Raw genomic sequence first — 25,496 nt, forward strand, 5'->3', positions numbered from 1 at the left:
AAATGAAAATAGAACAATATACCCAAACACAAAAAGACAAAACAATCAATATTTTAGACGTTTTAAGACATCTGTTGTACCATTGGAAATGGTTTGCTTTATCCATTCTCGTATTTGGCGCTTACTACTATTATCAATATGCCAAATCCCCTTTTATCTATCGTAGTTACGAAACGATTATTATAAAGACACCGTTGAATACGCCCAGGACTGCCCGCATCTCCCGGACGAGTGAGGCTTACAGTTCCATCAGTGTGGCAAGTGAGATCCTCCAACTAAAGTCCAAGGAGTTAATGCGTCAGACTGTTACCCGCATAGGGGCCGAAATGAGCTACACCGTTAGAGCGGGATTGCGCCGGAAAGAACTTTATAAGGAAAGTCCGGTACGAGTCATTGTTCCCCAGGCAAAGCCAGAAGATTCCTTTTCTTTTACGGTCACCCTACTAGGGAACAAAGACGTCATTCTCTCCAATTGGAGCAGGGGAGAGGGGATAGGCGAGATCAGAGCAGTATTAGATAAACCCGTCAATACCCCAGTTGGACAGGTGATCATACAGCCGACGGAGGGATTTGGTAAGATCTATGTGGATCAGGAAATCAAAGTCGAAAAATACGCACTGGAAAGCATGGTCAATTATTTTGTGTCGGCCCTATCGATCACTCAAATGGAGGAAGAGGCTTCCTTGTTGCAGATTGTAGCCGAAGATACCAATCCCACACGGGCTACTGAACTGATTGCAGAGATGGTAAATGTGTACAATGAAGTTGCCCTGCAAGATAAAAATCAGATTGGTATCAATACGGCTAATTTTATCAAGAACCGGCTGGCGATTATCGAACAGGAGCTGGGATCTGTTGAATCGAGTATCGAAGATTTACGGACACAAAACCAGGGGATGGATGTTGCCAGAGTCGGGGAGGCCTATTTTGAAGATACGAGATTGTATCAATCCGAGCGCACTAAGGTCGAAACCGATATTAATCTTGCCCAAATGATGCGTGGTTATCTAGCCGATGGAAGCAAAAAAAATGAATTGATCCCCAACAATACGGGTCTGGTCGATGCCAGTGTCGAATCGCAGATCAACGACTACAATACGACACTCCTTAGACGTAATCGTTTGATAGAAGGGAGTAGTGACGCCAATCCCGTGGTACAAGATCTGGACAGAGCCCTGGGTGCAATGCGAGGCAATATTGGAAGAGCTGTAGATAATACCATAGATGGTTTAAATATTAAGGCCCGGAATATGAAGAAGGAGGAGTATGCCGCGCGAGGCAAAGCCATGCAAGTGCCACAAAAACAACGCGTAATGTTGTCTGTAGAGCGGCAGCAAAAGGTAAAAGAGGAGCTCTATCTTTATCTTTTGAACAAGCGTGAGGAGAATGCTATTAACCAAGCGATGACCGAAGATAACATCAGGATCATTGACCCAGCGATCGTATCAACCGTGCCGATCGCCCCAAGTAAAATAAGAAAAATTGGCTTAGGAATGGGGATCGGATTCATTCTACCAGCCATTATTATATTGACATTTTCCATTCTCGATACCAAGGTAAGGCGCCGCCAAGATGTTGAAGACGCGATTGATGTACCGTTATTGGGCGAGATACCATTAGTCAAAACCAAACGGTCAAATCAAGACGATATTTTGGTGAACAACACCGGCAGGGATGCCCTGACAGAAGCATTCCGTATCCTCCGTACAAATATTAGCTTTATGTCGAGAGAAGGGAAGCAGCCAAGGGTTATTTCATTGACATCATTTATCCCCGGAGTCGGTAAAACATTTACCTCCTTGAATCTTTCAGACACATTATCCTTTTTGGGCAAAAAAATAGCTGTCGTCGATCTTGATTTACGAAAAGGAACGCTGAGTAAACGCGTAGGTATTAAAGAAGGAACGGGTGTGAGCCATTATCTATCCGATGTAAATGTCACTTTGGATGATATTATTCATCGCAACCTGCGTATCGAAAATGTTGACTATGTACCTATCGGAAGCGAAGCACCCAATCCTGTAGAACTATTGCTCAGTAAAAGGCTTGACCAACTGATCACTGATCTAAAAGAGCGATATGATTATATTATTATTGATGGGGTACCTATGGGAATAGTTGCAGATGCTACCGTGATAGATCGGATTTCGGATTTGACATTGTTTGTGATCCGTGCCGGGAAAATGGATAAGCGCCAGCTCCCAGAACTGCAGAAAATATATGAAGAAAAAAGGCTGTCAAATCTCGCTTTAATCCTCAATGGACTTAAATTGGGACAGTCTGGCTATGGATACGGCTATGGATACGGCTATGGCTATGGACATGGCTATGGTAATGAGGAAAGTCGAAATATTTTGGCGAGGTTCACTAGGTCCATCAGAGATGTATTTGGTAGAAAGAGAAAATGATGATATAAAACTTTAGAATGACTTATTGTTTCTGAAGTACTCTTTTGATTGCATATAAGTAATGATAACTTATCTTTTTTACAATGTGTCAGTCAGATTTTTATACTATATCCTGCAAAGAACTTGTTGAGATCTCATCTTTGCCTCCGGATTAGTAGATACGATCTATTATTTGCTGCTTAATTAATTGTCCACATCTATTGAAAAGTGTGGTTGGATGGAGCGTATTTGAAAAGATGGAACTCTGACATGAAGGAGAATACAATTAATGAATGCATAAGAGAGCGGTTAAATTTTTGAATTACAATAATAAATTAAAATAGAATGAAGAAGCTAAATTTTAGAAAAATGCTAGGGCTAGCCATAATCTTTCCTTTTTTATGGATCACATCGTGTAATAAAAAGGAAAAGGATGAACATTCGGTGCCAGGGGGGACAGCGGCTGTGAAGATCAATTTTATGGGAGATGCTTACGATGAAGATACTCCAGACACTAAAGCTTCTGCAAGAAGTACGAAAGCGGAGAAAACCACTGTGATGATAGATCCCAGTAATTATATAAGTATTGAAGCGGTTCCGACAATTGCTCCCAAAGCAAGAGCCGCTGATAGGGCGGCATTTACTGGTGTTTTACGCGTGGTGGCTTACGATAATTCAGATGGCGGAAAATATAAAGCTCATAAGGATTATATGATCATGAACGGTGTACCTGTTGCGGGAGATAACCTCCTATTGGACGGGGGCGTGTCCTATACCATGGTCGCTTACGCGAATGAAGTTTCTATGTTACCTATTCTTTCAACCACTACAACTTTTGATGCTACCAATTTGTCATATGACTATAACGAAGGCAAAGATCTGATGTATTTCATCAATACAAACTTTGTGCCTGAGGGGGGGGCTGATAAGATCAATATTTTAAATATACTTTTGAAACATAAAGTAGCCTTGATTACAGCAAATCTGAATACCAAAGGAGAGCTGATCAAGAGTGTTAAAGATATTATTATCAGCCCAAATGATCGGCATGGAAAATTCTCTTTCAAAAGCGGCTCCTTCACTGAGACAAACACACCTGTCGGGGCAATACCGGGTTTATCATATAGTAATGCCACCGGCTCCACTAATGTACCCTTTCCTATATTCGTCAATGGGGAGGCTACTACACCTGAAGGGAAATTTGGCGCTACTATCAATATTGATGGTACTGAGCGGACGATAATCACCGAAGCTTTTTTCACTATTACCCGTGGTAAAAAGAAAAATCTGAACATTAATTTTAATATGACTGCCGATGGTTGTGGCGCTTATTTTGGTCCTAATAAAACTGTGTGGAGAGAGGTTGCATGTTATAATATGTTTGCGGTGGAGAATAGATCGCCTTTTGTACCCCACGTCGATCTCCAAGGGGCTAAGTTTAAATGGGGTAACTCTGTGTCTATAGGGGAGAGCAGTGGAATGAAAAATAAAAATGATAATACAAATGGTTCTATTCACCAAACAGGGGGAGGGGTTAAGTCGGGTTGGAATGATACAAAAGGAACGCAAGATCCCTGTCCAACTGGTTATCAAGTGATGACTATGGCTGATTTTAATAATTTATTTCAATACAATGCCATAAGTGAAACAGGGAATACTTGGGGGCCGAATTCATTTGAGGCAGGCTTTATGGTTGGCGAGAAACTTATGCTTCCAGCTGCGGGGTTTAGAGAGTTTAAAGCAGGTGGCGGTGTCAACTCCATGGATGTAGGCAATATCAAAGACCGCGGTGTTCAGGCGTGGTATTGGGCTGGAACTCCTTATTCTTTAGGGACCTCATATTATGGAATTATGGCTAATATAAGGCAAAATAAAACTTTTTGGGTAAGTGCAACCAGGACTGATATCAAGTCCACCCCAATTCGCTGTATTAAAATGAAGTAATAAATTGTAAGGACGATTCAATTTAAATTACTAAAGTGCGTGCTATTTATATATCCTTGTCCTTTATAGTACTTGGATATATAAATAGCATTTTAACAAACTATTGGCTACACTTATTGTAAGTTATCAGAGGCAATAGCGTAATAATTAGCAAAACATGTATAAAACAATTATATTATTTAGTTTAGTCTTTTCTTGCCTGTTTTCTTGTACGCAGAAAACACAAACTATCAGTATGTATTTTCCTCATTTCACGGGCAAAAAATATGATTTTATTATTTTCCAGGGGGGACATCCCAAGACTATATACCAAGGCACTATTCCACAGGATGGTAAATTCGTATTAACTATTCCCAAAGAATATGCACCTTACACGGGGATGAGTAGATGGCTAATTACTGGGACGACGGAAGGGGGGGGCTTAGATATGTTTATCCCTGGTACGGACTTTTCTGTAAGCTGTGAATCGTCACAGCCAAATGAAAGTAACATTATATATGCTGACAATGGTAAAAATAAAGAGTTCAATAGATTATACAGTTCCAGCAATGATATTCTTGAACGTTATAGACAAGCGCTAAGTTCAGCAGCAACAGATGAGCTCGGGAAGCAAAAAGAAGCCTATGCCAGCTTGTCTAAAGGTCTAAGTGCACAGGGAGATTATATTAGTCAGTTGACACAGATTTGTAATGTTGAGGCTGGATTTGGGACCCATTTGCTGGAAAAAGAGCACGAAAGAGCAGCGAATGTAGCTGATTTTATTCGTGATCAGCTCAATTGGGAGACCTTGTATACCTCGGGGCATTGGAATGCAGTAATCGATTCTTGGTTATATAGTCGTATTGACGTACTGAAAGATCCGACTCGATTTACTTCGGATTTTCAAAAAATAACTTCACGAATAAAATCTCCTTTGATTTTTACCGAACTAGCACAGGACATTGCTAGCCGCTTGGTTCAGCGGGGTGATGATGATTATATAGGATATATTGCCAAGACAGTTGTTTCGTCCGGTAAGATTACAGCCTTTGATGGGCCATTGGCCTTTTACATAAAAGGTACCGTAGGTTCTGTTGCTCCCGATCTTGTTTTCAAAACAGGGACAAGTTCCAAAAGCAATAAAATGAAGAAAAGAACGATAAGTATAAATGCTTCTGGGAAGGATTTTGTACGTACGATACTTATATTTTATCAATCTGACGATCCAAATAGTATGGAAACGCTAAAACAACTATCGACGAAATATAAGACGATTAAGGCTTCAGGTACGCGTGTCATAGCGCTTTCGGCAGACTCGGAAGAGAAGATATTCAATAGTAAGATTCACAGCTTTCCATGGTTAGATACCTACTGTGATTATCAAGGTGTAAAGGGGGAGAACTTTCAAAGTTATGGTATTACCGGGGTTCCTACGCTTTTCCTTATCGATGCTGAAGGAAAAATCCTTTCCCGTGGCGGTTCAATTAACTTCTAAATACAACATAATCATGATAGATTGGCGTCAGTACTATTTCCAAAAAGGGAATTTTTATTAAATTCCCTTTCTAATATTCCAGTTTCCGTGACCTACCGCTGTGCCCTCCTTTGCAGCGATATCCTTTCGCTAATTCCGATAGCCTTTCATTCTTCTAGAAAAATATATTTCATCCGGCTTACGTACCCACAGTTGTAATTTCTTGAGCTATTATGACAACTGTTTTAATTCGGTGTGATAATAACATCGTCAATTCTTTCTCTTCTCAGTTTTCACGCATTTTAACTGCTGAATTTCGTTTGAATGAGGCGGAATATTAGATGTTATTATCATCCAAATCGAGCGCGAATTTGATCATCATTGGCATACTATTAAATCTGAAGGATCTTAATAGTTTTCAGTAATTTATTCTTTATTGGAATTAAGGAGAGGACTGTTTACTGCCATTTGACTGTTGTTTCCTCATTATTTGTATCGATATCCCATTCTTCCTCAACGCCGCCTTGGCCTCCAGGTTTGACACCCGCTGAGCCCTTTGCTATACCACATTCCATTTCGATAATACCAATCTCAAGAACCGGTGAAACGTATTTTTGCTTTTTTTTCATTTCCAGTGTTGTGTTGTCTTTTTTCATTTGTTAATCTTTATATTATTAAGCTTTTCTGTTCAATTTACTTCAGATCGATAGCCACCAGATCCGGCTTAATAAAAATGTAATTTGTAAATTCTCTATTTTGAGAGTCTAAATCTTTTTGATATCCAAAGATGGAAATTCAGTTTAAATTCGTTGGTATCTAGGGTACAAACCTAACTGCCAAATTGTAAAAAAAGAAACTCATTGTGCATATGTGCTTTAGCGATTATGGACAAAGTGTGTTACATACATACAGAGCAGATTTATATAATAGGTCGGTTTGTTTTGTATGATATGGCGATATTTCTTTTTTTTATTGATTACTTTCGAATGTTTTATATTCATAGGTAGATGTGACGTATTCCCTGCCGCAACCTCAGCAGAAGGAATATTGTCGGGCTCCAAATTCTTCGGATTTTGGAGCTTTTTTGTGCGACCTATATTGTTTTCCCTGCTATACCTTTTGTTCGTTGATAGCTTTTCAGACTTTTAAAGCCAGCGATATAAATCAGCTCTTCTTCTTTAACATTTTTGTAGTTTGGATCCATTTTTAAAATCTCAATTTCCTTCAGTCGATAGTTATTGATAAACGAGCTGAAATTTTTCCCATAATGGCGATTGATAAAGGTTGATAGATAGGTTCTGTTTGTTCCAAGTGGTTTGATCATGTCGGTGATTTTGAGGTCAGGACGTAAGTAGGGTTTTTCAATACGCATATAGTCTTCAAAAACTACTGGATCGATAATCCCACTTTTCGCTAATGCGTTAATTTTATCCTTTTCATGAAATATCATATCTTCTGTTAGTAGCACAAAGTTTTTGGAAAAAATATTGTAGCACAGTATACTGTTAAAAATAGTAATGAGCGCCAGTGTTATAATAGAAGTCGTATATTCTGAAAGACCGCCTTTTGGAGCGAAGTAATACAGAAATGGTGCTGGAAGCAGAAGAGCCAGACACCAGAATATCTGATAGAGCCAACCTAATGATGAAGCGTCAATATCTGCAGAGTATTCAATGATCTCTTTTTTATACTTTATTACTCTCCTTAGGGCAAGAACCAAATAGATAATACTAAACAACAGCCGAATGTATAATCGGTATTTTGTATAAAAATGAACGAATATCCCAAAACGATGTGTTGTATTTAACGAATAGCTTAGTGATCCTTGAAAATAAAACGGAATAATATAAGTACATAGAATATATGCTATCAGAAAGAAAACTGGAATGGCATAATGCCAGAGGTTGAACTGTTCTTTTTTGCGCAACCGTGTTAGTTTAAAAACGACATGATATAGGAGTATAGGTATAACAAACATACAGTAAAGGTTGATCGGAATAGAGTATCTGTAAACATCGTTATAATAAAAACACATTGCAATACTAATACAATAGAGTATTTCTATCATATAGAATCCAGTTAACAGAAACATCAACCGCTTAGAAAAGGGGTCATGTTTGCGGCTATATAAGTTGACCAGTAGCAATATAATGCAATATATTGCGGAAAAAATAGGCAAAGCAAATGCAAACGTTCGTATGACTAATTTAAAATCCATAAAGTTTCGAATTGATATTTGTAAATGATTTTTTTTATTATGAGGTTGTTTTCACGCGAGCAATTGTATCATCAATACGTACAGATGCTTTTAGATTCTCCATGTTGGACATCTTAAACTTATTAGCATCTCTGGTACTTAATAGTAGCTTATTCGTAAGCTTCTATTAAATTATCTTAATAGTTTTGCGTTTGTGATCAAACAAATAGAATGAGAAAAATTATATTTTGATCTTTACGAAATACAATTGTTGTGACATTTCGTATGATATTTCGTTTGAATGGTGTAAGTTGTTTTTTATTAGTGTTTTGTATGTTTGGTTTTACTCCTTTTGTCAGTGCCCTTTTCTTATATTCCGATTTTAATTCGTTAGGATAATCTAAATCGAATGACAATTTGTAAGTTGGTTTTAGCCGTAATGGGTAGGAAGAATAAATTCATTTTCTGACAGGGAGAGCCCTGTTTTGGTTAATCTATTCCTTGATGGATAGGCGCTTGATGAATCAACAATTAAGGCAATTGAAATGTAGAGCGCAAATTAGCGCTCACAGCTAATCTCTTTTTATCGAGGATATCTGATTCTCTTCATACAATTCTAGTACTTCGGCACGCGATAAGACGATTTTTTCAGAATAGTTATCCGCATGTTGTTCCTGTAGTTTGCGGAAGCTTTTTCTGTCGGTAGCCTCGTAATCATTCATTAAGAAGGTTATCGAGTCTGCTGTAACATCGGCAACACGATAAAGTGTGTATATTGATCTGCCACTTTCATTCATTTCGATTTTATATACATCACCTATCTTGGGGTCATCCAGATACGCATCCGTTTTGCTTAAGGAAAATATTCCGACAATGATAATTGCTAAAAAGAGAAGCGCGATCAGTATGATACCAAAAAAGTATCTTTTAGGGATCTTGGGCATTCCCTTGGCCCGGATTTCGTTTAGTGTCTGTGGGTTGATGTCAGATTGAGAGTTTACTCTTTTACAATGCCCACAAATTGTTATAATCTTTGATCTATAGGGAAATATAGGAATCCAGAATATATGGAAATAACTTACCTCTTTGTGGGCAAATACCGACTTGGGTGTATGGCAATAATCACAATCGCCTAAAAAGTTTTCAGGACTGTTTGATAATAGTTTTGTTTTTGTTCCGAAGATGATCATAGTTGTAATAATTTGAAATTTTTATAATGCACAATTCTTTTTAATAAGACAACCTTATTGTTTTCAATATTTTATTTTCCTTAAATGACGTTTTATTCAAACTTAAGTTTATATACCTGTCAAATAAAAGTATATAATTCTTCCAAGCGCTTTTGTTTCGTACAAAAACGTGTGATATTTTGTATAATATTTTGTTGCATAGAAATTGTTACTTGATTTGAAGGTTAAATCATTAAGGATAGCATAGCCCCCTCTTCGTGCTAGGAGCTGTAGGAAATCTGCTTTGATCTATGAGTTCGTAGCGAAACACTTTATGTGAAAATTCAGCTGTTCAATTTCTCAATTATTCACGACAGCGCTCCAGTTATACCCATGTTTTTCATATACAGAAAAGTAAACTTTTACTTGCGTCGTTTAACCAATTAGCAAGACTGTCATGAACGTATCTTTTCATAGTACAATGCTTTTTATTTTCGTCGAATAGATGTCTATTGGTACTCGGATAGTCACTTATGAGAGTGGGTATTGACAGGTAATAAAATAGTATATATGATTTGTCCCTATTTTTTTTATTAAATGCACCTATATAGTGCTATATCATCAATAGATTTGACTAATCGATTTAGTCGCTCAGGAGCATTTTACGGTTTAATAGTTTGCTAAATCCGATCGACTCTTTAGTATGGGACAGAGATACGCAGAAAAACATCAAATTAATATAAAATAAGGTAGATAAATGAAAAAAGAAACAAATTTATATAGAAATGAAAAGAAAACGACAAGGTTGTTATTTTCTACGGCTGGTATATGCCTACTACTTTTTATTATACTTTTATATTGTATGGGACTGTTCGACGGCATCTTGCGAATAAGGGCGCTTGTGTTTTCGGCGACTTTTCTGGTAATCATGCTGTACTTTTTCCTGAAAACGCTTATTAGTTTGCGGGATAAATCAGCTTTGATATCATTAGATTCCTGCTATTTTTCGGGAAAAACAACACCTCTATCCAAAGCTTTTGGTCAGGGAGAATGGTCCGATGTGACTAATATCCAATTGGAAAAAGTTGGTGGTGACATGCTGGTAGTCGTATCTCTGCATAATAGGGCGAAATATAAAGGGCGGCTTTCCAAAATTTTTCAAAAAATGGCTTATGAAGAATCTACTCAGCAATTACATCTGACTTATTCAGCTTCTGAGATCGACCTCGATGCACAGACACTTTTTGACCTCTTTGTTAGCTACTGGGACAATGCACGCAGCAATAATTAAATCAACCAAACAAAGCGGTGTAGCTATCAAAACCACAAACCGCTTTGTAATTTTAGTATTTACTTATTCATAAATTCTTTGGTTGTCAAGTGGTCGCCAAAGTGGTGAACAACTTCGTTTAAAACATAATCCTGTTGTGTACGGTTGAATGCAGAAGTTCCGTCAGAAATCAAAAAAGTATTGTACCCCTTTTCGTGGGCATCACGCAGGGTACTTTCTACACAAACGTGAGTAGCATAACCCACCAAATACAGATTTTCAATCTTGTTGTTTCGCAGATATACGTCTAAATTCGATCCTGTAAAACCGCTTGCGCCAACTCGTCCGGTAACCACAAATTCACCGTCATTAGGTTTTACCGTTTCATAAAACTGTGAGCCAAATTCATTTATTGGGAAAGTTCCTGCTAGTGGTATCGCTTTCCGCAAGCCACTTTTTCCATTCGCTAATTCGGGATAGCCTTTTTCAAACCGCAACCCAACGTGGACAACCTCAATGTTGTTCTTTCTTGCATAGTCTAATGCCTTTTCAATGTTAGCGATTGAATTGTGCATCATTTCCTTGTCTTTTACCAAAGCCCTATACAATTTTCCGTCTCTGTGCATCCATTCGTTTTGTGTCTCGATAAGGATAAGTGCTGATTTTTCTTTTGTTTGTGCCTGTAGGTAATTCATATTTAAAAATGTTAGCATAAATAAAATTGACATTTTCATATTATCTGATTTAAAGATTAAGCTGTAATGGATTTACAATATGTTCATTAGAAATTTTTGCAACGGCTTTCCAGCCGTCGGGATATTTAATGTAGGATAGGTAATCCGTAATAATGAGTTTTTTATCTCTGAAAAATTGTGTTTTTACGACTGCAGTATTTTCGGTGATTCCTAAAATATCAATGGTGTAATCAAGATTTCTAATTCCAGAGCTTACCTTTTCGGGATTGCTTTTGTATTCTTCTACAACTTTCATCCAGTTACGCAGCGGAAGACGGAAAAGGTTATTTTCTTTGGCTATGAGGATAGAAAAATCCGGGTGAAAGCCTCGTGGCATTTCCTCTAAGTTCAGTTTATTCAAAGCTCCGTTTGCGAAGGTTTCCTCCACGAGTTTTCTTAGCGTTTGTTCGTCTGTTGATGTGTTTAAAAAATCCAGATTATTTTCAACCAACCAGTTATCGTGCAACCATTTCTCTGTAATGCGTTTATGTTCGTCGTTATTCCACTTTATGTTACGTTCAAATGTAATTACGGAGCCGTCAAAGCCGACAATTACCCACGCATAATCATTTTGCGAAGCTCGAAAACATTTGTACTTCATTCCCGCTATGGTTGTTTTCTTTTCGTTAACGTAAATTTCTTCATCATGTGTTTCTATCCAAAGGTTTTGCAGAGCATTGGCTAATGAGTTATCCAACTTCAATAGAAAGTCTTTTGCTATTTTTTCTGCTTCCGGCTTTAATAGCATTTTTGTATTGGAATACTTTTTATCCATATTCGTAAAACCCAAAATCTGTTTATCTTTTTCTGAAATTACAAATGAATAATGCTCTCCTTTTAGACCGTTATTGGACGATTTCTCAAAGCGGAATAAATAAGCCGGGGTATTATCCACATTAACCTTACTTGCAGTTTGAAACTTGTAGTCTTGGGGGATTTCAATATGCTTTTTAAATTCATCTAAATAGGACTGAGTATCTTTTAAAGATACTGTCTGTGCATTTACATTTACTGTCATCATCAATACGCTTAAAATCAAAATTGCTGTTTTCATACTTTTATTGTTTTAAATAATCATAAATTGTAAATTATTTACAATTGCAAAATAAAGACTAATATTTTATATTTGCAACATAAATTGTAAATATGTTACAAAATGAGCGAATCGAAAACAAATAGTGACCTGTCTTTTGACTTTGATTTTTTAGATAAATTGGTTGTCGGAATTGGTGAAGTATCGCAGATTACTGGTATTCCTCCAAGGCAAATCCGCTATTGGGAAGAAAAAGGAATTATTACAAGTCTCACCGAAGAGGAGGGCAAAAACAGAAGGTACAACTATGAGAACATTAAAAAAATGTTGCTTATTAAAGAACTTTTGGACGAGGGATATACGTTAGACGCATCAGCCGAAAAGGTAAAAAATCGGATGAAGATGATTGAAGAAACGTTGAATAAATTGCAGAATAAAAAAGATTAGAATATCTGACAAGCGGAGATCCAAAGGACTTCATGTTTTTTATTTACTTTAATTTATCCTCTATTCAAACCCAGGCATTATTCTAAATCATTTCTTAATTTTATTTGAAAAAGAGTCCAGTTATAAGGAACATAACTGAACTCCGTATTTTTTATTTACACACTTGGTGGGTCAGTTCCTTTTTAGTTAACAATATGATAATTCTGACTATCTATTGGAACTTCTTTCCTATCAATCATTCCGTAATCTCTTATAATATCTCCAATGCGAAGGCGATAATCTTTAAATATCAATGTTCTTCCAACACTCTGAGCCCTTCTATGCAATTCCGAATTCCTCCATTTTTGAACAGCGTCTTCACTTTCCCAAAAAGATAGTGATAACAATTTATCCGGCTGCGTAAGACTTTGAAAGCGTTCTATGGAGATAAACCCTGGGATTTTTCCCAATTCTGTTTTCAATTCCGCTGCAATTTCCAAATATTCCTTTTGCTTTCCTTCATGAAGTGTAACTTCAAAAATTACAGCTATACTACCGGAATGTTTTTTAATTTTTTCTTTATTCCCGAAAAAATAAAGTACTTCATCATATAGCTTATATCTGTTTTTTTCTAAATGCATGACATGGGTTCCTTTTTCAAGTACCACATATTTCTTTGATGCTGCGTTCTCTAGAGCTGTAAATAAATGGTAAGCATCCTGATTGTTAGGATAACAATCCCATTCTCCCCTAATTATCAATGTAGGCGATTTTATTTTTTTTGGATCATAATAGGCTTTGTTATTTAATAAATCCTGTACATCCTGTGAAGGGCCAGAGGGAAATTTTATATAATCTGTACCCCATTTTTTGGAAAAAGGGTCTGATTCTTTCCAAAGATCTCCCCAGCTTTCAAAAATATCCATTTCTAACTCAGAACTATTCCCTTTGGGAGTTAGTTCTATCATAGCATCGATCCGTTGCTTAGGTGTCATTGTTTCATATGAGCCATTGATGTTTTGTCTTTTTGTTTCAGACTTTCGCTCTGTTAATGTTGCAAAAAGTACAAGTTTTTCGACCCTATTCGGATATAGAGATGCAAATAGAGCGGCAACAGTACCTCCCCACGAATGACCTATTAGAAATACATTATGTTTGCTTGTTTTACCCGTAATGTAGTTCACCGCAATTTCTACGTCTTTATATACTTCGTTTGCTCGTCCTATCACTTTCATGCTTTCTTGTCTATCCATTTCAGGATAACGGTCAGAATTACCATACCCTAAAAAATCTAGGGCATATACATCAAATCCTTTTTCACAAAGATAATCCATCCATGATTCCTGATTCATTTTAAAATTGAAAGATAGCTGACTTGGGAATGAGCTGCCATGTAAAAAGAGTACTGGTGTTCCATTATGCGGAGAAGTGGGAATTTTATGACCAAGGGCAATATTCAGTCCTGTAATATGGCTTTCTATCTTTAGAATTTCAATTTCATATTTGTTTTTGTGCATAGCTTATACTTGTTAAAAATTGTGGAATGAATTTTAAATGTTTTAGTTTATTTTTTTGTAAAACTATTTTTTTTATACTTTTAATAGTTCAATCTGGAATTAACAATGGATGGAGATACAAATAAAAAAAATTGCTGCGATAATAGGAGAACCTATTAGATCTCTAGTCCTATGGACACTACTAGATAGTCGCGCCTATACATCATTAGAATTGGCTATTGTTGCTGAAACATCCCCACAAAACATGAGTATGCACTTAGCCAAGTTGTTAGAAGCCAATCTACTTCATGTAGATAAACAGGGAAGACATCGCTATTATAGACTTGCAAGTGCGGAAGTTGCTTTTGCTGTGGAGGCGATTTCTACATTAATCCCTGATATTAAACGTAAAAATATTACAGATAATAATACGGATGTCACCTATTGCAGAACTTGCTATGACCATCTTGCCGGAAAAATAGGTGTCTTAATTACAGAAAGCCTCGTAAATAAAAATTTTCTGCAATTAAAAGCTAACAATCACTATGATATAACTGCTGAAGGCGAACTTTTTTTTAATAGTATTGATATTGACATTGAGAATCTTAGGCAAAAAAAGAGAATATTAGCGAAGACTTGCTTGGATTGGAGTGAAAGAAAATACCACCTTTCTGGGGCTTTAGGGCAGGCATTATTGGATAAAATGCTACACGAAGATTTGATTAGAAAGAAGAAAAATTCGAGAGCAATTATTATAACACATAAAGGTGAGATAGCGCTAAGAGAAAGATTTGATTTGAAATTGTAGTTTATTGCAGTTGACCTCTTAATCAAAAGAGCCGAATTTTCCATTTTTTAGAGCCTGTATATTTTTGCAAATCTAATCCTGAATTATCAACTAATTTTACGGTTTCCCTTACTTAAGAATTAAAATCAGAAGTCCCTGGAAGCGGGATCTTTCCCGCGGAGCTGAATCCAATTTCTTCTCATTTGTGCATTTATAATATGACTTTTCGGTATCTCCCCGATGCCGCTTACATACACATGTTTCTTTATTGGGCTATTACAAAAAAGGAGATACCCCTGAGCCAATCGTTTATTACCCATCAACCGCTGATCAGAGCCCTTCGAAGGTGATCCCGTCCTTGACAATGTCCGCTATGATCAATGCATCGGGAACTACTTCAGCAGCAACAGCGCTCTGGGGTGTCAGTAGCTATGTGGATCTGATGGGCGCTAAGAAGATTCTTTACAATGGCCGATTTGGTAATCAAGGCAGTAGGATTGCATTTTATAGCAATAATGGAGCTGCGGCCTTTCTATCAGCTTATCCGCAGATAGATATTGTTATCACCAATCAGGAAATAACTGTTCCCGATGGAGCCTTATATGCTCGGTTTAGTTGTTATGATCCACAATCCAATAATTTCTATCTGCTATTGAAAGATGAGAATGGAGATATTATCCGATACAAAATGTGAATCTCCCTAATAATAAGGGTTTTGTCTAAATTTAGGGGCAAATACTCACAAACCAATAATAGCTATATTAAAGCTACGAATATTATGTAAAACAAATAAAAAGTAAATAAATTAATTCAGTATACAGTCTCCATCGATTTATTAATTTTCGCGGATAAACTCACTTATTGCCCGCATGCTCATTCCTTTGGCATGCATGCTCAGCACGTGTCCCTCAAGCTGTTCAGTGATGATTAATTACTTTAGGCTCGAACGTTCCCGATCTGTCCCGGCCTATTTCCAATTCAAAAGTGCCGGTATTGAGACCTCGGACTGTCTTTTTTGTTTTGCCATTGCGACGGTTGCTATTGCTCGAAGCTTTCTCTTCGTTCAAGTGGTTTTCCAGTTCGCCATCCATCATCGATTCCAACAGATGCTTCATTAATGGTGCTAGAACGCCATCATTGGGAGACAAACTTTCACCTTCGTAAAGACCTTGCATAGCTACTGTCTTGAAGCGTTCAAAGTCGCATGGGTCTTTTCTTTCATGACCGTGTCATTTGAATAATTGAATATAAATAATCTTATTGAATTATTCCTCTGACACAGTTCACGTTACAGTCTCGTGTTATAAAATATACAAGTTTCATATTTTGACTACTACTCCGATTTTCAATCTTACATGTTATTCCCTAATTTGCTATAAGATTTAGAGAGGATAATCTTAGTTTTTTTGCAGGTTAGCGCGAATCGAACGTTTAAGCATATGTTTTACCACTATGCTGTGAAAAAGTTCAATTGAATAAAAATAGAGATATCCAAACCAGTTATGAAAGTGGACAATAGTGCATACAGTGACTCTTTTCAGGTCGTCTTCTGCGTCTACTATCGAAATTGATATATACGCCTTCAAATGCCTATCATCCAATAAAAGAATGGTTTCATTTGGAGACCTATCCGAAACAGAAGCAATATGATGGCCATTACCTTTTTCTATACACATTGCAATACTGCTAGTACTTTCTTTTTTTGATGTCTTTAAACCAAAAGGTTTGACCAGCATGTTACGCAATTTGAATAATGCTTTTATCCAACTTTTTTCTGATCCCCAAAAAGCGACCTGCAAGTTGTCTGGAGTTACATGATTAGCAATCGGAGTAATACATTCAAAGGCATCAGCATAATTTGCTGGAAGATATTTATTAACTAATAATTCCTTATTTAAATTAACCTTATTTACTTTTAAATTCATACGATTATCTCAAAATGATTACCTACCATTAAACCTTTTTATTCGTTATCTGTTTTATCTTTGATAAGAATTTGATATAACTCATTAAACTTATCTTTTGATATATCAGGAAGTAATTGTTGTATTCCTATTAACGTTCCATATTGCACGATTGCGGAATTTCTAGCTTGTTTTGGATCTATTCCTTTTTGAATATTTAAATCAGTAAGATATTCCATTCTCATATTGTCAACCTGTTTTACATATTCTTTGACAGTTTCATTCGAGAAGCTCCACGCACGGATCACCTGCTCGATTTTATGGGATGAGGAGCCAGCCAAATCATTCAGTATGAAGTATTTTGTCTGAATATCAGATTGTTCCTCAGTATATTTAATAAATTCAAGTGTATTCTTATTCTGCCAATATTTCATTAATGCTTCAATGTAGCCCTCCGTATTTTTAAAATGGTGGTAGAATGATCCTTTGGTTACTTTTAAGGACTTGCAAAGATTGTCTATGGTGATTCGGTGGAAACCTTCTCTTTTCAGGACTTTCATTCCATCTTCAAACCAATCTGTTTTTTCTATTTTTTTCATGATCTATTGATTATGCTCCGATTTTAGAATAATTCCACTTCTTCATTTCTTTTTGCATTGATATATCATACCATACCTTATGGTATGCAAATATATTATATTTTAACTAACAATTGCTTAAATTGAAGCAGAAATATGCGATTAGTTTAGACCGGCCTCATGAACCGAAATTAAACTACTTTTTGATTTACGGTAGAGAAATTCATAAATCCCAAATACAGTTAGAATGGAAGTCTATGGGTGTTTAGCAGAAAAACGTGCGCAACTGCTTCAAAGATAGTATGTTTTGATTTCAAACCAAATCAAATACAAATTTCAAAAATTTTCCACTGGAAAAATTTTTGAAATCGTTATCATACGCTAGTTACCTATACAAGAGTTCTCAAATTAGTTTACTTCAGCTTACCCTTATAATTTTACTTTCATTTTGACGGTATGCAGGGCGGGCAATTGCAAGTAGCAAACAGATATGCCATACATTAAGATGTGGGTCATGACACACATTATCAAGGTATATCAATCCTTTTTTTGCAACATCAGTTTTCATCGTCAAACATCTTTAGTAAATAAGTTTTATTGGATGAGGGAACTCATTTAACGCTCCGACGTAATTCAGTGTGGAACTTTACGATTAGATAGAAGGTCGGTAAACTGTATAAAAAGAGGCTGTATGGTAAAGTCTTTTTGACCGCCCAAGAGGACGGTACGCTGGTAGGAAGGTGTGAAAAAGATAAAATCAATCACATATACAAAGTTGACAATAATTTTTATGGTGAGTTATAGTTATGATGGGGCTGAGCCATTCGCTTCAAATTCCCGAGCTGGATGGCTTGGCCTCCGTAATTGTTGGCTTATTACTGGTTTTTGTTTCCTTTATTCTGGCAAGGGAAGCAGGAGCTTATTGATGGGCGAGGAGATAGAATTAGAGCGATGTTATCAATGGATAAAAGATACTTTGTTGAATTGATAGATTATTGGTCATTGGATAATGAACATGATGAAGATCACATTTTTAAAATAACACCTCTTATGAGAACTATCTAATCAATATGGATGGTATTAAATTAAATGAAGAGTTTGGAGACTTATTCGCTTACAATCTAAGTGTAAATTTTCAAAATAAAGGCGCGGAAATATATTAGGGTAAAATGACCAAAGGTGGATTAAAGCAGGATTTAGTTATTTGAAAACTACCAAAGGTACGATTCACTAGAGTCTTATCTGTTGTCTGATACGTCGCTGGAGCTAAGAATGATCAATACTGTGCAAATGAAATCTAGAACAGATACACTAATATTAAAATTGAAATAGCTTTGCTTTTTCTATGTGGGGGGAAATGGTTGAGTTCTTACAATCTCTGACCAAAAAAACTAGAGTAAGTGCCTTTGATAAACAAGATTTTTATTCAAATAAATTGGCGCAGATTTTTTTGATTTTTTAGCACATCCTACTAATTCTCATTTGAGAAAAAAGGACTTTGTGGCTGTATTTCAAGGTTATATAAATACTAAGTATACAAAACCAACTTGGAAATAAGATGAAAAAACTATTGTTAATGGTTATGGTGTTAGGCTGTTCAGAAAATCAAGGAGATAGGAATTACGATAATTTAAAAAAGATAGAATTAGGAATGCATTACGATAAAGTTGTGGATATTATGGGGGGTGCTACTGATAGTATAGACTTTGAAGGTGATACATTACGATTTAATCTTAAATATAAATCCGCGGTAGGATCCTCTGACGACTATTTTATTTTCTTTTCAAAAAAGGATAATCTTGTTATTGCTATTGGTGATGGTCAGTAAGAACAATGGAGCTAATATAATTGTCAATTTATTAGATGTTTGGTGGTTCTGGGCAGTCGTTATATTATTTAGATCCAATCCATTACCGATGCTGCGACACTTGATGAGACAGTGTCAGGATATGATTGAAGCAGACAATAAGCGCGGATAATAATGATCAAAAATGTGTTTAAATGCTGCTTCATCGCCATTTAGCCACATATTTACACATATTTATATGACGATCTATAATTTTTGCTGACACCATAGGGCTCTTGAAATTTCTACAAAAATATTTGTTAGATGTTAATATAGTGTTATCAAATACATTCCTTAAATACTTTTTATTCCACTACCCGAAATCTTTATACCCAAGCTCAATGACGAAAGGATTTTACTCCGCTATATACAATTTGTATCACTAGCTAGTGATGGACATACTGCCTTTCTCATCAGTTTAGCCACCTCCACTCTGGATACTTTGATATTTCTTTTGTGCAGTTCTCGGATATTCCGCTTCTTACAGATACATCCAGACATGATGTAGATTTTGTATAAAACTGTTCAACAAAAGTGATGACGAACTCATTGCTTTGAAATACACAAATGAATCTACTTGTTTCGGCTTCAGATTTTAATTACTCTGAATTCTGGGCTATTAAAATCTGAATTATTTACTTTCTCCCATACACATCAGATATTTTGATGTAACGGTTACGGCCAATATAACTGCTGCCTTTATTCTCTAAGTAGCATAGCGGAAAAGCATATCATGCGACATACACCGAAGATACCTTTCCTTTTCTCTTCATATAACTACCATGTATCACAAGGTATTATTAAATACAAGTGTATGTGTAATGTCATGTATTTTAAATTAATTATTTTTCATTAAAAATAATTGTAGCTAATTTAGTTCTTGTTAATAATAACTTAAAGAAAATAAAAAGGGATGAGCACAAACATGAATCACTTCAAAGGAGACATTAAGGTTTACAATGCTGAAGCAGAGGCAGGAGGCATAATCGTTGGTACAGACGATTGGTATTTTATTGCCGGTTGGTAATAACATGGTAGACTGGAAATTTAAGAACAGAATTTTTAACAATTAAAACTAAAAAAATGAACACGAAGAACACACACATGAATCACTCCAGAGGAGACGTTAAAGTTTACAACTCAGAAGCGGAGGCAGGCGGCATAATCGTTGGTACAGACGATTGGTATTTTATTGCCGGTTGGTAATAACACGGTGGATCAGAAATTTAAGAACAGAATTTTTAACAATTAAAACTACAAAAAATGAACACGAAGAACACACACATGAATCACTCCAGAGGAGATGTTAAAGTTTACAACTCAGAAGCGGAGGCAGGCGGTATTATCGTTGGTACAGACGATTGGTACTTTATTGCCGGCTGGTAATAAACACGGTAGACTGGAAATTTAAGAACAGAATTTTTAACAATTAAAACTAAAAAAATGAACACGAAGAACACACACATGAATCACTCCAGAGGAGATGTTAAAGTTTACAACTCAGAAGCGGAGGCAGGCGGTATTATCGTTGGTACAGACGATTGGTACTTTATTGCCAGTTGGTAATATCTTAATCCTCCGGGCCGATCATTAGACTCGGAGGATTAAAAATTAAACCCCCAATTATTTTATCATTTATAGTATTTTATTTTCACGAACAAGGCTTTAAACAGAGTTTACATATGAGAACCATTTCCAATTTTGAAAGGAACATAGAGAAAGGGATTGACTGGGTTATAAACAACTATGACTATTTTGACCCTTATCAGAGAAAAGAAAACTATCCAGAACATATTTCTAAAAAAAGTTTTGCTGAGATAACCTTGATCGTCTTCGCAGCAAAAAAAGTTGAAAAACATCTTAATAGCGTATTGCTCAACAAAATTGAATTCTTAAGTACACAGATCTTGAAAACTTTGAAAAGCCCACAGTTATATATGGGTATTTTTAAAAATGAAAGAAGCTTTAAACCTATGGAGGTTGCATTACTTATTATGCTCAAGCTTCATCCGGAAGATGAGTTATTAAACAAAATTGTATTGAAAGCTTTTTATTCAGGTCTTTTTGATCCCTGTGTTGCTTCTGCGTTTAGGCACTATGAAGTCAAGTCATTTCTGGAAATGAACAAACTGATCGAGTTTGACAATAAAGAAAAGATAAGTTTAGCGAAGCAGTCGATATTAGGTAAAAGGCAGCTGAATTTAGTGAACATGACTCGTTTAGAAGAGTATGAGCTTACACATATACTATTTTACCTCACAGAGTGGGAGAAGATAAATGCGAACCAAATCATTATGGAGTTGGGGGTTAACACTATACAGGAGCTTGTACTATATTTAACTGGTAAAAACCTACTTCTTAAGAATAATGATCTGTTAGCCGAATTGGTTATGAATATGGTTCATTTGAATGTAGCGCATCCATTGCTTGATCAATCAATAAATACGCTATGTGAAGGGCAAAGAGAAGATGGAGTATTTGAAGCTGCCTCATATACCTATCAGAGGGCTTTAGTCGAATCTACGACATTACGGTCCTTAGTAGACAGGGATCGGGATGTGGTCTTGAATTATCACACCACCTTCGTGTCAATAGCAGCATTGCTCACATATTATTTAAATTAAAACCCCATTTAACGATCATGAATTATAATGAAATCAATAATATAAATATGAATTTCGGAGCCTGGATAAGCACGTTGTTAGAAAGGGAGTGTTTATTAAATGGAACTGTTTCGGATGTTGAAATGATCAAGCAAAAACTCACTTTGTTTGAGTTAAATTTTAGGTCAAAAATCTGTTCTTTTGATGACATTAATAGTTTTCTTATCGAACTTTACGACCTTGGATTTCAAAATGATCTTCTCTCTGATACAAAAAAATATTCCACGTTATCGACTTTTGAAAATGAATTTGATTCTATTCCTGAAGATTTTTTTAGATTAAATAATGAGGAGATTGTGCCGTTTACCCGAGCGTTCATTCTTCCTAATAGCTTTAATGAAATACAGGCCAGAGCTATAGTAGATTCTTTAACCAAATCAAATGTTATATTTTTAGAGTGCCTAATGATACAATGTTTTGAACGATTTCAGTTAATAGAAGCTAATACGCTTTTGAGATTTTTAAAAATTTCTGGTAATAAGTCAATTGCTGTAAATTCTGGAGTAAAATACCTAAGACTCCTCCAGACAACTCAGGGATATTTCTATTGTGAAAGTAGTATTTCTGATTTAAAGGATTTAAACATCATTAATTTTCTGACAAAAAATTTAGATTGTTTGAGAACCCTGAATGCTACTTTTTCTAAAGTAAACGATACAGCAGTTATGTATAAAGTTATTCAAGCGAGCGTTTAATACTTGGAGATCATCAATTCAACACTAGAGAATATGAAATTTTTACTATCAAAGATTTTTATAAAGAATATTTTTACCCATTTTAGGAATAATATTAAGATATTTTATATTGGATTAATATTTCTGGTCTTATCTGGTGCTTTACAGCTTACACTTCCGCCGATTTTAGGTAAAACTTTTAGTCAAACTACACAACAATTGAATTTCGATTCTAAAGATCTACAGAAAAACCTTATCATATTGGTATTTGTCTTTATTTTACAATATATCCTCACCTTCATAAGAAATTATTTTTTCAATAATTTTGCAGAAAAGTCGATTGGCTCGATAAGAAAAAGTTTATTCAAAAAATATATGCATCTGCCCTTTTCCTTTCATCGTAAAAATAAAACAGGAGATTTGATGAGCAGATTGTCGGGAGATGTATTTGTAGTTAGGGATTTATATTCTACTCAGTTATCTGATGTGCTCCATAGTGTTTTTCTGCTACTATTTAGTGTAGTAATTTTATTCTCAATTAACGTAAAGCTGACCCTGATTTTAATTTCAGTCTTTCCATTTGTTATGTTTGTAGCAACATACTTTTCTGGGAAAATTAAGAAGAATTCGGTGGAGACTCAGGCCTTTCAAGCCAGCTGTAATTCTATTATAGAAGAAGATCTAGCACATATAAGAACAATTAAGCTTTTCGGTAATGAAGATCAGGAAGTCAAAAGATTCTCACAGGAAATCGATGCTGTTATCCAAAAGTCAATTAAGAATAGTCTGATAAGATCAACTTTTGTGCTATCTACATCTTTCTTAGTGGTATTAGCTATGGTTTTAAATGTGTTCTATGCATTTTTAATGGTTGCAATGGGCGAATTGACAGTTGCAGAGATAATTACTTTTGTTTTCAATATGGTTTTTATTATAAACGCTTTCTCCTCCATATCGAATTTTTTCGGTAGTCTCCAACGATCGAAAGGTGCAACAGCCCGCATTTTGGAGATCTTAAATGAAAAAGATGAGCATGGGCAGAAGAAAGAGATGATCGAAAACTTTAAAAGTAAAATAAATATTGAGAATTTATCATTATCCTTCGAGGAAAATGGTCATGACATTCTTAAAAATATCTCTTTTGAAATAAAAAAGGGAGAAAAGGTTGCGATCGTTGGCAATAACGGGGCCGGGAAGTCTTCGCTTATTAATACGTTAATAGGACTAATCAGTCCTTCAGAAGGGAATATTTATATTGATGACGTCAAAGTGAATACTATTTCTCCTGAAAGCTATAGAAAAATTTTTGGTGTGGTGTCCCAGGATATTGAAATTTTCAATCGCTCTATATATGAGAATATTATTTTTGGAACCGATCTTGATCCTAAAAGATTGAAGGAAGTCTTAAAAATATCAAATTGTGAGGAGATCTTGGCTTCATTAAATACCGATTTACATGTAGCGTTGGGCAAAAATGGTAATAAGTTGTCTGGAGGCCAACGTCAACGTGTAGCACTTGCCAGATCATTATATAAGAACGCCGATATCATAATCTTCGATGAAGCTACAAGTTCAATAGATGCAATGTCTGAGCATCTGATCTATCAAAATCTAAAAGATATCTTAGAAGAAAAGACTTTAATGGCAATTGTTCATGATTTCTCAAGAATCAAAGATTACGATAAAATAATTGTGCTTCACAAAGGACAGATCGAAGCAATAGGTGACCATCAGTCATTAATAAATAGTGGCTGTATACCCTACATCCAATTATATGATAAACAGTTTAAGCAAGATAAGAAAATTGTGGCGGCTTAAATAAACTGACTGGATACTATAGGCCTGTTTGAAGCTTTTCTATTAAATTATTTACTTTGTTTTTCGTACTTTGAAAAAATTTAAAACGCTCTCTTGCAGATGCACCACTTAAATAGGACGATTTGTTAATGGTGTTTAAAATCCAATTTTCTGTTTCTTTGCAAAACTTTTCATTCGAAGTAACGATACTATTGATTGTGAACAGCTTCAGGCTACACGCACTTTTATTTGGTGCCTTTAGCAGCATGAAGCTGTTTTCTAGATTAAGAGGGCTCAAGTAAACATCATATTTATCTCCTTGTAGACCTTTTTTCTTCTCATCGGTCCATAAGTTGAAATTATCAATTAATTCGGAAATTTGGGAACAGATTAATAATCCAATATTAGGATCGTCAAAACACTGTATATCATAGTAATAATCCAATGTAAATAGTAATTGATCAATGGTTCGTTCAGTCCATATTTCAGTGGAGGGTATCTTAATGTACTTATTGAAAATACTCAAATATTTTGCTTTGAGAAACTCTTGGTCTAAATTTTTTACAAAGTCTTCATAGGAGATCTTCAAATTATTCATAGTCTGAAACCATGAATAAACTTTAAAATATGTCAATTCAGGAAATTGTAGAAAATGGAATATTGGTATATCCTCAGCCGTAAAAAACAGTTCGCTGTGCTCCTCAGAAGACATCATTTGCAATTGGTTATCAAACTCGTCTAAATATTTATAATAGTTGGAAAAATCATCAAGATTTAAAGACGAATAACGGGTTAGCATAGAATTCGTATTTACATGCAAGATAGCATCTAAAGAGATATTGAAATGATTACAGAGTTTATATAGTTCACTTAAACTTAATTCTTTGTCTCCCCGAATTCTTCTATAAACTGCATCCGGACTTAATTGTAAAATTTCGCCTATTATATCCGCAAGTTTAAATTGTTTAGGAATTACGGCTTTCAACGTATTAAAAAGGTGATCTTGTACTTTCATAAATTATTATTGATTTCCGCAAATGGAAATATAATTATTAGTGTAAAGCAATAATACAAAAAAATAATCATTGATTAATATTCTATATCAATATTTATCTCAGGTTGCTGTGTGTAATTATTG

General features: G+C 35.5%; 24 protein-coding genes. 14 read left to right on the forward strand and 10 right to left on the reverse strand.

Annotated features, from left to right (window positions below; genetic code table 11):
* Positions 1–2: 2 nt before the first annotated feature.
* The 3 genes from LC454_RS00100 to LC454_RS00110 all read left to right on the forward strand — a co-directional run bounded on the left by LC454_RS00100 (position 3) and on the right by LC454_RS00110 (position 5,805).
* Positions 3–2,408 carry a GumC family protein gene (locus LC454_RS00100; protein ID WP_223577768.1) on the forward strand — a complete coding sequence of 802 codons (2,406 nt, stop codon included), beginning with the start codon at positions 3–5 and terminating at the stop codon, positions 2,406–2,408.
* A gap of 324 nt (positions 2,409–2,732) precedes the next feature.
* On the forward strand, positions 2,733–4,331 hold the full coding sequence (locus LC454_RS00105) for a hypothetical protein (RefSeq protein WP_223577770.1): 1,599 nt from the start codon (positions 2,733–2,735) through the stop codon (positions 4,329–4,331).
* Between the two features lie 235 nt (positions 4,332–4,566).
* Entirely contained in the window at positions 4,567–5,805 is a 1,239-nt protein-coding gene (locus tag LC454_RS00110; RefSeq protein WP_223577772.1) for a peroxiredoxin family protein, read from the forward strand.
* Positions 5,806–6,242: 437 nt separating this feature from the next.
* Here the strand turns inward: LC454_RS00110 and LC454_RS00115 are convergent, their stop codons facing one another.
* From LC454_RS00115 to LC454_RS00125, 3 genes are all read right to left on the reverse strand, one after another.
* A complete protein-coding gene (locus LC454_RS00115; RefSeq protein ID WP_223577781.1) occupies positions 6,243–6,440 on the reverse strand; it encodes a hypothetical protein in 198 nt (65 codons plus the stop codon).
* Positions 6,441–6,877: 437 nt separating this feature from the next.
* Positions 6,878–7,711 carry a hypothetical protein gene (locus tag LC454_RS00120; protein WP_223577783.1) on the reverse strand — a complete coding sequence of 278 codons (834 nt, stop codon included), beginning with the start codon at positions 7,709–7,711 and terminating at the stop codon, positions 6,878–6,880.
* 842 nt (positions 7,712–8,553) lie between these two features.
* On the reverse strand, positions 8,554–9,171 hold the full coding sequence (locus tag LC454_RS00125; RefSeq protein WP_223577785.1) for a zinc ribbon domain-containing protein: 618 nt from the start codon (positions 9,169–9,171) through the stop codon (positions 8,554–8,556).
* A 736-nt stretch (positions 9,172–9,907) separates the two neighbouring features.
* Between LC454_RS00125 and LC454_RS00130 the strand changes: the two genes are divergently transcribed.
* On the forward strand, positions 9,908–10,441 hold the full coding sequence (locus LC454_RS00130) for an STM3941 family protein (RefSeq protein ID WP_223577789.1): 534 nt from the start codon (positions 9,908–9,910) through the stop codon (positions 10,439–10,441).
* Between the two features lie 59 nt (positions 10,442–10,500).
* Here LC454_RS00130 and LC454_RS00135 read toward each other — a convergent pair whose 3' ends face one another.
* Positions 10,501–11,115, reverse strand: a complete 615-nt coding sequence (locus LC454_RS00135; protein WP_223577791.1) for a cysteine hydrolase — start codon at positions 11,113–11,115, stop codon at positions 10,501–10,503.
* 49 nt (positions 11,116–11,164) lie between these two features.
* A complete protein-coding gene (locus LC454_RS00140) occupies positions 11,165–12,208 on the reverse strand; it encodes a nuclear transport factor 2 family protein (RefSeq protein WP_223577793.1) in 1,044 nt (347 codons plus the stop codon).
* A 102-nt stretch (positions 12,209–12,310) separates the two neighbouring features.
* Between LC454_RS00140 and LC454_RS00145 the strand changes: the two genes are divergently transcribed.
* A complete protein-coding gene (locus LC454_RS00145) occupies positions 12,311–12,634 on the forward strand; it encodes a MerR family transcriptional regulator (protein WP_223577801.1) in 324 nt (107 codons plus the stop codon).
* A 182-nt stretch (positions 12,635–12,816) separates the two neighbouring features.
* Here LC454_RS00145 and LC454_RS00150 read toward each other — a convergent pair whose 3' ends face one another.
* Positions 12,817–14,130 carry an alpha/beta fold hydrolase gene (locus tag LC454_RS00150; protein ID WP_223577810.1) on the reverse strand — a complete coding sequence of 438 codons (1,314 nt, stop codon included), beginning with the start codon at positions 14,128–14,130 and terminating at the stop codon, positions 12,817–12,819.
* 109 nt (positions 14,131–14,239) lie between these two features.
* Here LC454_RS00150 and LC454_RS00155 point away from each other — a divergent pair, with 109 nt between their 5' ends.
* The gene (locus tag LC454_RS00155) at positions 14,240–14,917 is read left to right on the forward strand and encodes an ArsR/SmtB family transcription factor (protein ID WP_223577812.1); all 678 of its coding nucleotides are present in this window, start codon (positions 14,240–14,242) and stop codon (positions 14,915–14,917) included.
* A gap of 247 nt (positions 14,918–15,164) precedes the next feature.
* Positions 15,165–15,590, forward strand: a complete 426-nt coding sequence (locus LC454_RS00160; RefSeq protein WP_223577814.1) for a hypothetical protein — start codon at positions 15,165–15,167, stop codon at positions 15,588–15,590.
* Between the two features lie 223 nt (positions 15,591–15,813).
* Here LC454_RS00160 and LC454_RS00165 read toward each other — a convergent pair whose 3' ends face one another.
* The 3 genes from LC454_RS00165 to LC454_RS00175 all read right to left on the reverse strand — a co-directional run bounded on the left by LC454_RS00165 (position 15,814) and on the right by LC454_RS00175 (position 17,399).
* Positions 15,814–16,071, reverse strand: coding sequence for a transposase (locus tag LC454_RS00165; RefSeq protein ID WP_223577816.1), 258 nt, complete (start codon positions 16,069–16,071; stop codon positions 15,814–15,816).
* 222 nt (positions 16,072–16,293) lie between these two features.
* Positions 16,294–16,821 carry a DUF2867 domain-containing protein gene (locus LC454_RS00170; protein WP_223577818.1) on the reverse strand — a complete coding sequence of 176 codons (528 nt, stop codon included), beginning with the start codon at positions 16,819–16,821 and terminating at the stop codon, positions 16,294–16,296.
* Positions 16,822–16,859: 38 nt separating this feature from the next.
* Entirely contained in the window at positions 16,860–17,399 is a 540-nt protein-coding gene (locus LC454_RS00175) for a TetR/AcrR family transcriptional regulator (protein ID WP_223577820.1), read from the reverse strand.
* A 1,537-nt stretch (positions 17,400–18,936) separates the two neighbouring features.
* Here LC454_RS00175 and LC454_RS00180 point away from each other — a divergent pair.
* The 7 genes from LC454_RS00180 to LC454_RS00195 all read left to right on the forward strand — a co-directional run bounded on the left by LC454_RS00180 (position 18,937) and on the right by LC454_RS00195 (position 24,379).
* Positions 18,937–19,206: a hypothetical protein gene (locus LC454_RS00180; RefSeq protein ID WP_223577822.1), complete on the forward strand. Its 270-nt coding sequence runs from the start codon at positions 18,937–18,939 to the stop codon at positions 19,204–19,206.
* Between the two features lie 1,101 nt (positions 19,207–20,307).
* Positions 20,308–20,430, forward strand: a complete 123-nt coding sequence (locus LC454_RS26325) for a hypothetical protein (RefSeq protein ID WP_262903018.1) — start codon at positions 20,308–20,310, stop codon at positions 20,428–20,430.
* Between the two features lie 57 nt (positions 20,431–20,487).
* Positions 20,488–20,610, forward strand: a complete 123-nt coding sequence (locus LC454_RS26330) for a hypothetical protein (RefSeq protein ID WP_262903018.1) — start codon at positions 20,488–20,490, stop codon at positions 20,608–20,610.
* 57 nt (positions 20,611–20,667) lie between these two features.
* Positions 20,668–20,790, forward strand: a complete 123-nt coding sequence (locus tag LC454_RS26335; RefSeq protein WP_262903019.1) for a hypothetical protein — start codon at positions 20,668–20,670, stop codon at positions 20,788–20,790.
* 116 nt (positions 20,791–20,906) lie between these two features.
* The gene (locus tag LC454_RS00185) at positions 20,907–21,848 is read left to right on the forward strand and encodes a DUF6895 family protein (RefSeq protein ID WP_223577824.1); all 942 of its coding nucleotides are present in this window, start codon (positions 20,907–20,909) and stop codon (positions 21,846–21,848) included.
* 17 nt (positions 21,849–21,865) lie between these two features.
* Entirely contained in the window at positions 21,866–22,582 is a 717-nt protein-coding gene (locus tag LC454_RS00190) for a hypothetical protein (protein WP_223577826.1), read from the forward strand.
* A 33-nt stretch (positions 22,583–22,615) separates the two neighbouring features.
* Complete coding sequence (locus LC454_RS00195) at positions 22,616–24,379, forward strand: ABC transporter ATP-binding protein (protein ID WP_223577828.1); 1,764 nt, start codon at positions 22,616–22,618, stop codon at positions 24,377–24,379.
* A 16-nt stretch (positions 24,380–24,395) separates the two neighbouring features.
* Here the strand turns inward: LC454_RS00195 and LC454_RS00200 are convergent, their stop codons facing one another.
* Positions 24,396–25,373 (reverse strand): helix-turn-helix transcriptional regulator, encoded by a 978-nt coding sequence (locus LC454_RS00200; protein WP_223577830.1) that lies wholly within the window; start codon positions 25,371–25,373, stop codon positions 24,396–24,398.
* Between the last annotated feature and the right edge of the window lie 123 nt (positions 25,374–25,496).

Source organism: Sphingobacterium sp. GVS05A (genome assembly GCF_019969845.1).
Classification (GTDB): domain Bacteria; phylum Bacteroidota; class Bacteroidia; order Sphingobacteriales; family Sphingobacteriaceae; genus Sphingobacterium.

What these genes read in the sequence shown, in the direction of transcription:
- LC454_RS00100 (WP_223577768.1), top strand. Translation starts at nt 3, where the DNA reads ATGAAAATAGAACAATATACCCAAACACAAAAAGACAAAACAATCAAT.
- LC454_RS00105 (WP_223577770.1), top strand. Translation starts at nt 2,733, where the DNA reads ATGAAGAAGCTAAATTTTAGAAAAATGCTAGGGCTAGCCATAATCTTT.
- LC454_RS00110 (WP_223577772.1), top strand. Translation starts at nt 4,567, where the DNA reads ATGTATTTTCCTCATTTCACGGGCAAAAAATATGATTTTATTATTTTC.
- LC454_RS00115 (WP_223577781.1), bottom strand. Translation starts at nt 6,440, where the DNA reads ATGAAAAAAGACAACACAACACTGGAAATGAAAAAAAAGCAAAAATAC.
- LC454_RS00125 (WP_223577785.1), bottom strand. Translation starts at nt 9,171, where the DNA reads ATGATCATCTTCGGAACAAAAACAAAACTATTATCAAACAGTCCTGAA.
- LC454_RS00130 (WP_223577789.1), top strand. Translation starts at nt 9,908, where the DNA reads ATGAAAAAAGAAACAAATTTATATAGAAATGAAAAGAAAACGACAAGG.
- LC454_RS00135 (WP_223577791.1), bottom strand. Translation starts at nt 11,115, where the DNA reads ATGAATTACCTACAGGCACAAACAAAAGAAAAATCAGCACTTATCCTT.
- LC454_RS00140 (WP_223577793.1), bottom strand. Translation starts at nt 12,208, where the DNA reads ATGAAAACAGCAATTTTGATTTTAAGCGTATTGATGATGACAGTAAAT.
- LC454_RS00145 (WP_223577801.1), top strand. Translation starts at nt 12,311, where the DNA reads ATGAGCGAATCGAAAACAAATAGTGACCTGTCTTTTGACTTTGATTTT.
- LC454_RS00150 (WP_223577810.1), bottom strand. Translation starts at nt 14,130, where the DNA reads ATGCACAAAAACAAATATGAAATTGAAATTCTAAAGATAGAAAGCCAT.
- LC454_RS00155 (WP_223577812.1), top strand. Translation starts at nt 14,240, where the DNA reads ATGGAGATACAAATAAAAAAAATTGCTGCGATAATAGGAGAACCTATT.
- LC454_RS00165 (WP_223577816.1), bottom strand. Translation starts at nt 16,071, where the DNA reads ATGCAAGGTCTTTACGAAGGTGAAAGTTTGTCTCCCAATGATGGCGTT.
- LC454_RS00170 (WP_223577818.1), bottom strand. Translation starts at nt 16,821, where the DNA reads ATGAATTTAAAAGTAAATAAGGTTAATTTAAATAAGGAATTATTAGTT.
- LC454_RS00175 (WP_223577820.1), bottom strand. Translation starts at nt 17,399, where the DNA reads ATGAAAAAAATAGAAAAAACAGATTGGTTTGAAGATGGAATGAAAGTC.
- LC454_RS00180 (WP_223577822.1), top strand. Translation starts at nt 18,937, where the DNA reads ATGAAAAAACTATTGTTAATGGTTATGGTGTTAGGCTGTTCAGAAAAT.
- LC454_RS26325 (WP_262903018.1), top strand. Translation starts at nt 20,308, where the DNA reads ATGAACACGAAGAACACACACATGAATCACTCCAGAGGAGACGTTAAA.
- LC454_RS26330 (WP_262903018.1), top strand. Translation starts at nt 20,488, where the DNA reads ATGAACACGAAGAACACACACATGAATCACTCCAGAGGAGATGTTAAA.
- LC454_RS26335 (WP_262903019.1), top strand. Translation starts at nt 20,668, where the DNA reads ATGAACACGAAGAACACACACATGAATCACTCCAGAGGAGATGTTAAA.
- LC454_RS00185 (WP_223577824.1), top strand. Translation starts at nt 20,907, where the DNA reads ATGAGAACCATTTCCAATTTTGAAAGGAACATAGAGAAAGGGATTGAC.
- LC454_RS00190 (WP_223577826.1), top strand. Translation starts at nt 21,866, where the DNA reads ATGAATTATAATGAAATCAATAATATAAATATGAATTTCGGAGCCTGG.
- LC454_RS00195 (WP_223577828.1), top strand. Translation starts at nt 22,616, where the DNA reads ATGAAATTTTTACTATCAAAGATTTTTATAAAGAATATTTTTACCCAT.
- LC454_RS00200 (WP_223577830.1), bottom strand. Translation starts at nt 25,373, where the DNA reads ATGAAAGTACAAGATCACCTTTTTAATACGTTGAAAGCCGTAATTCCT.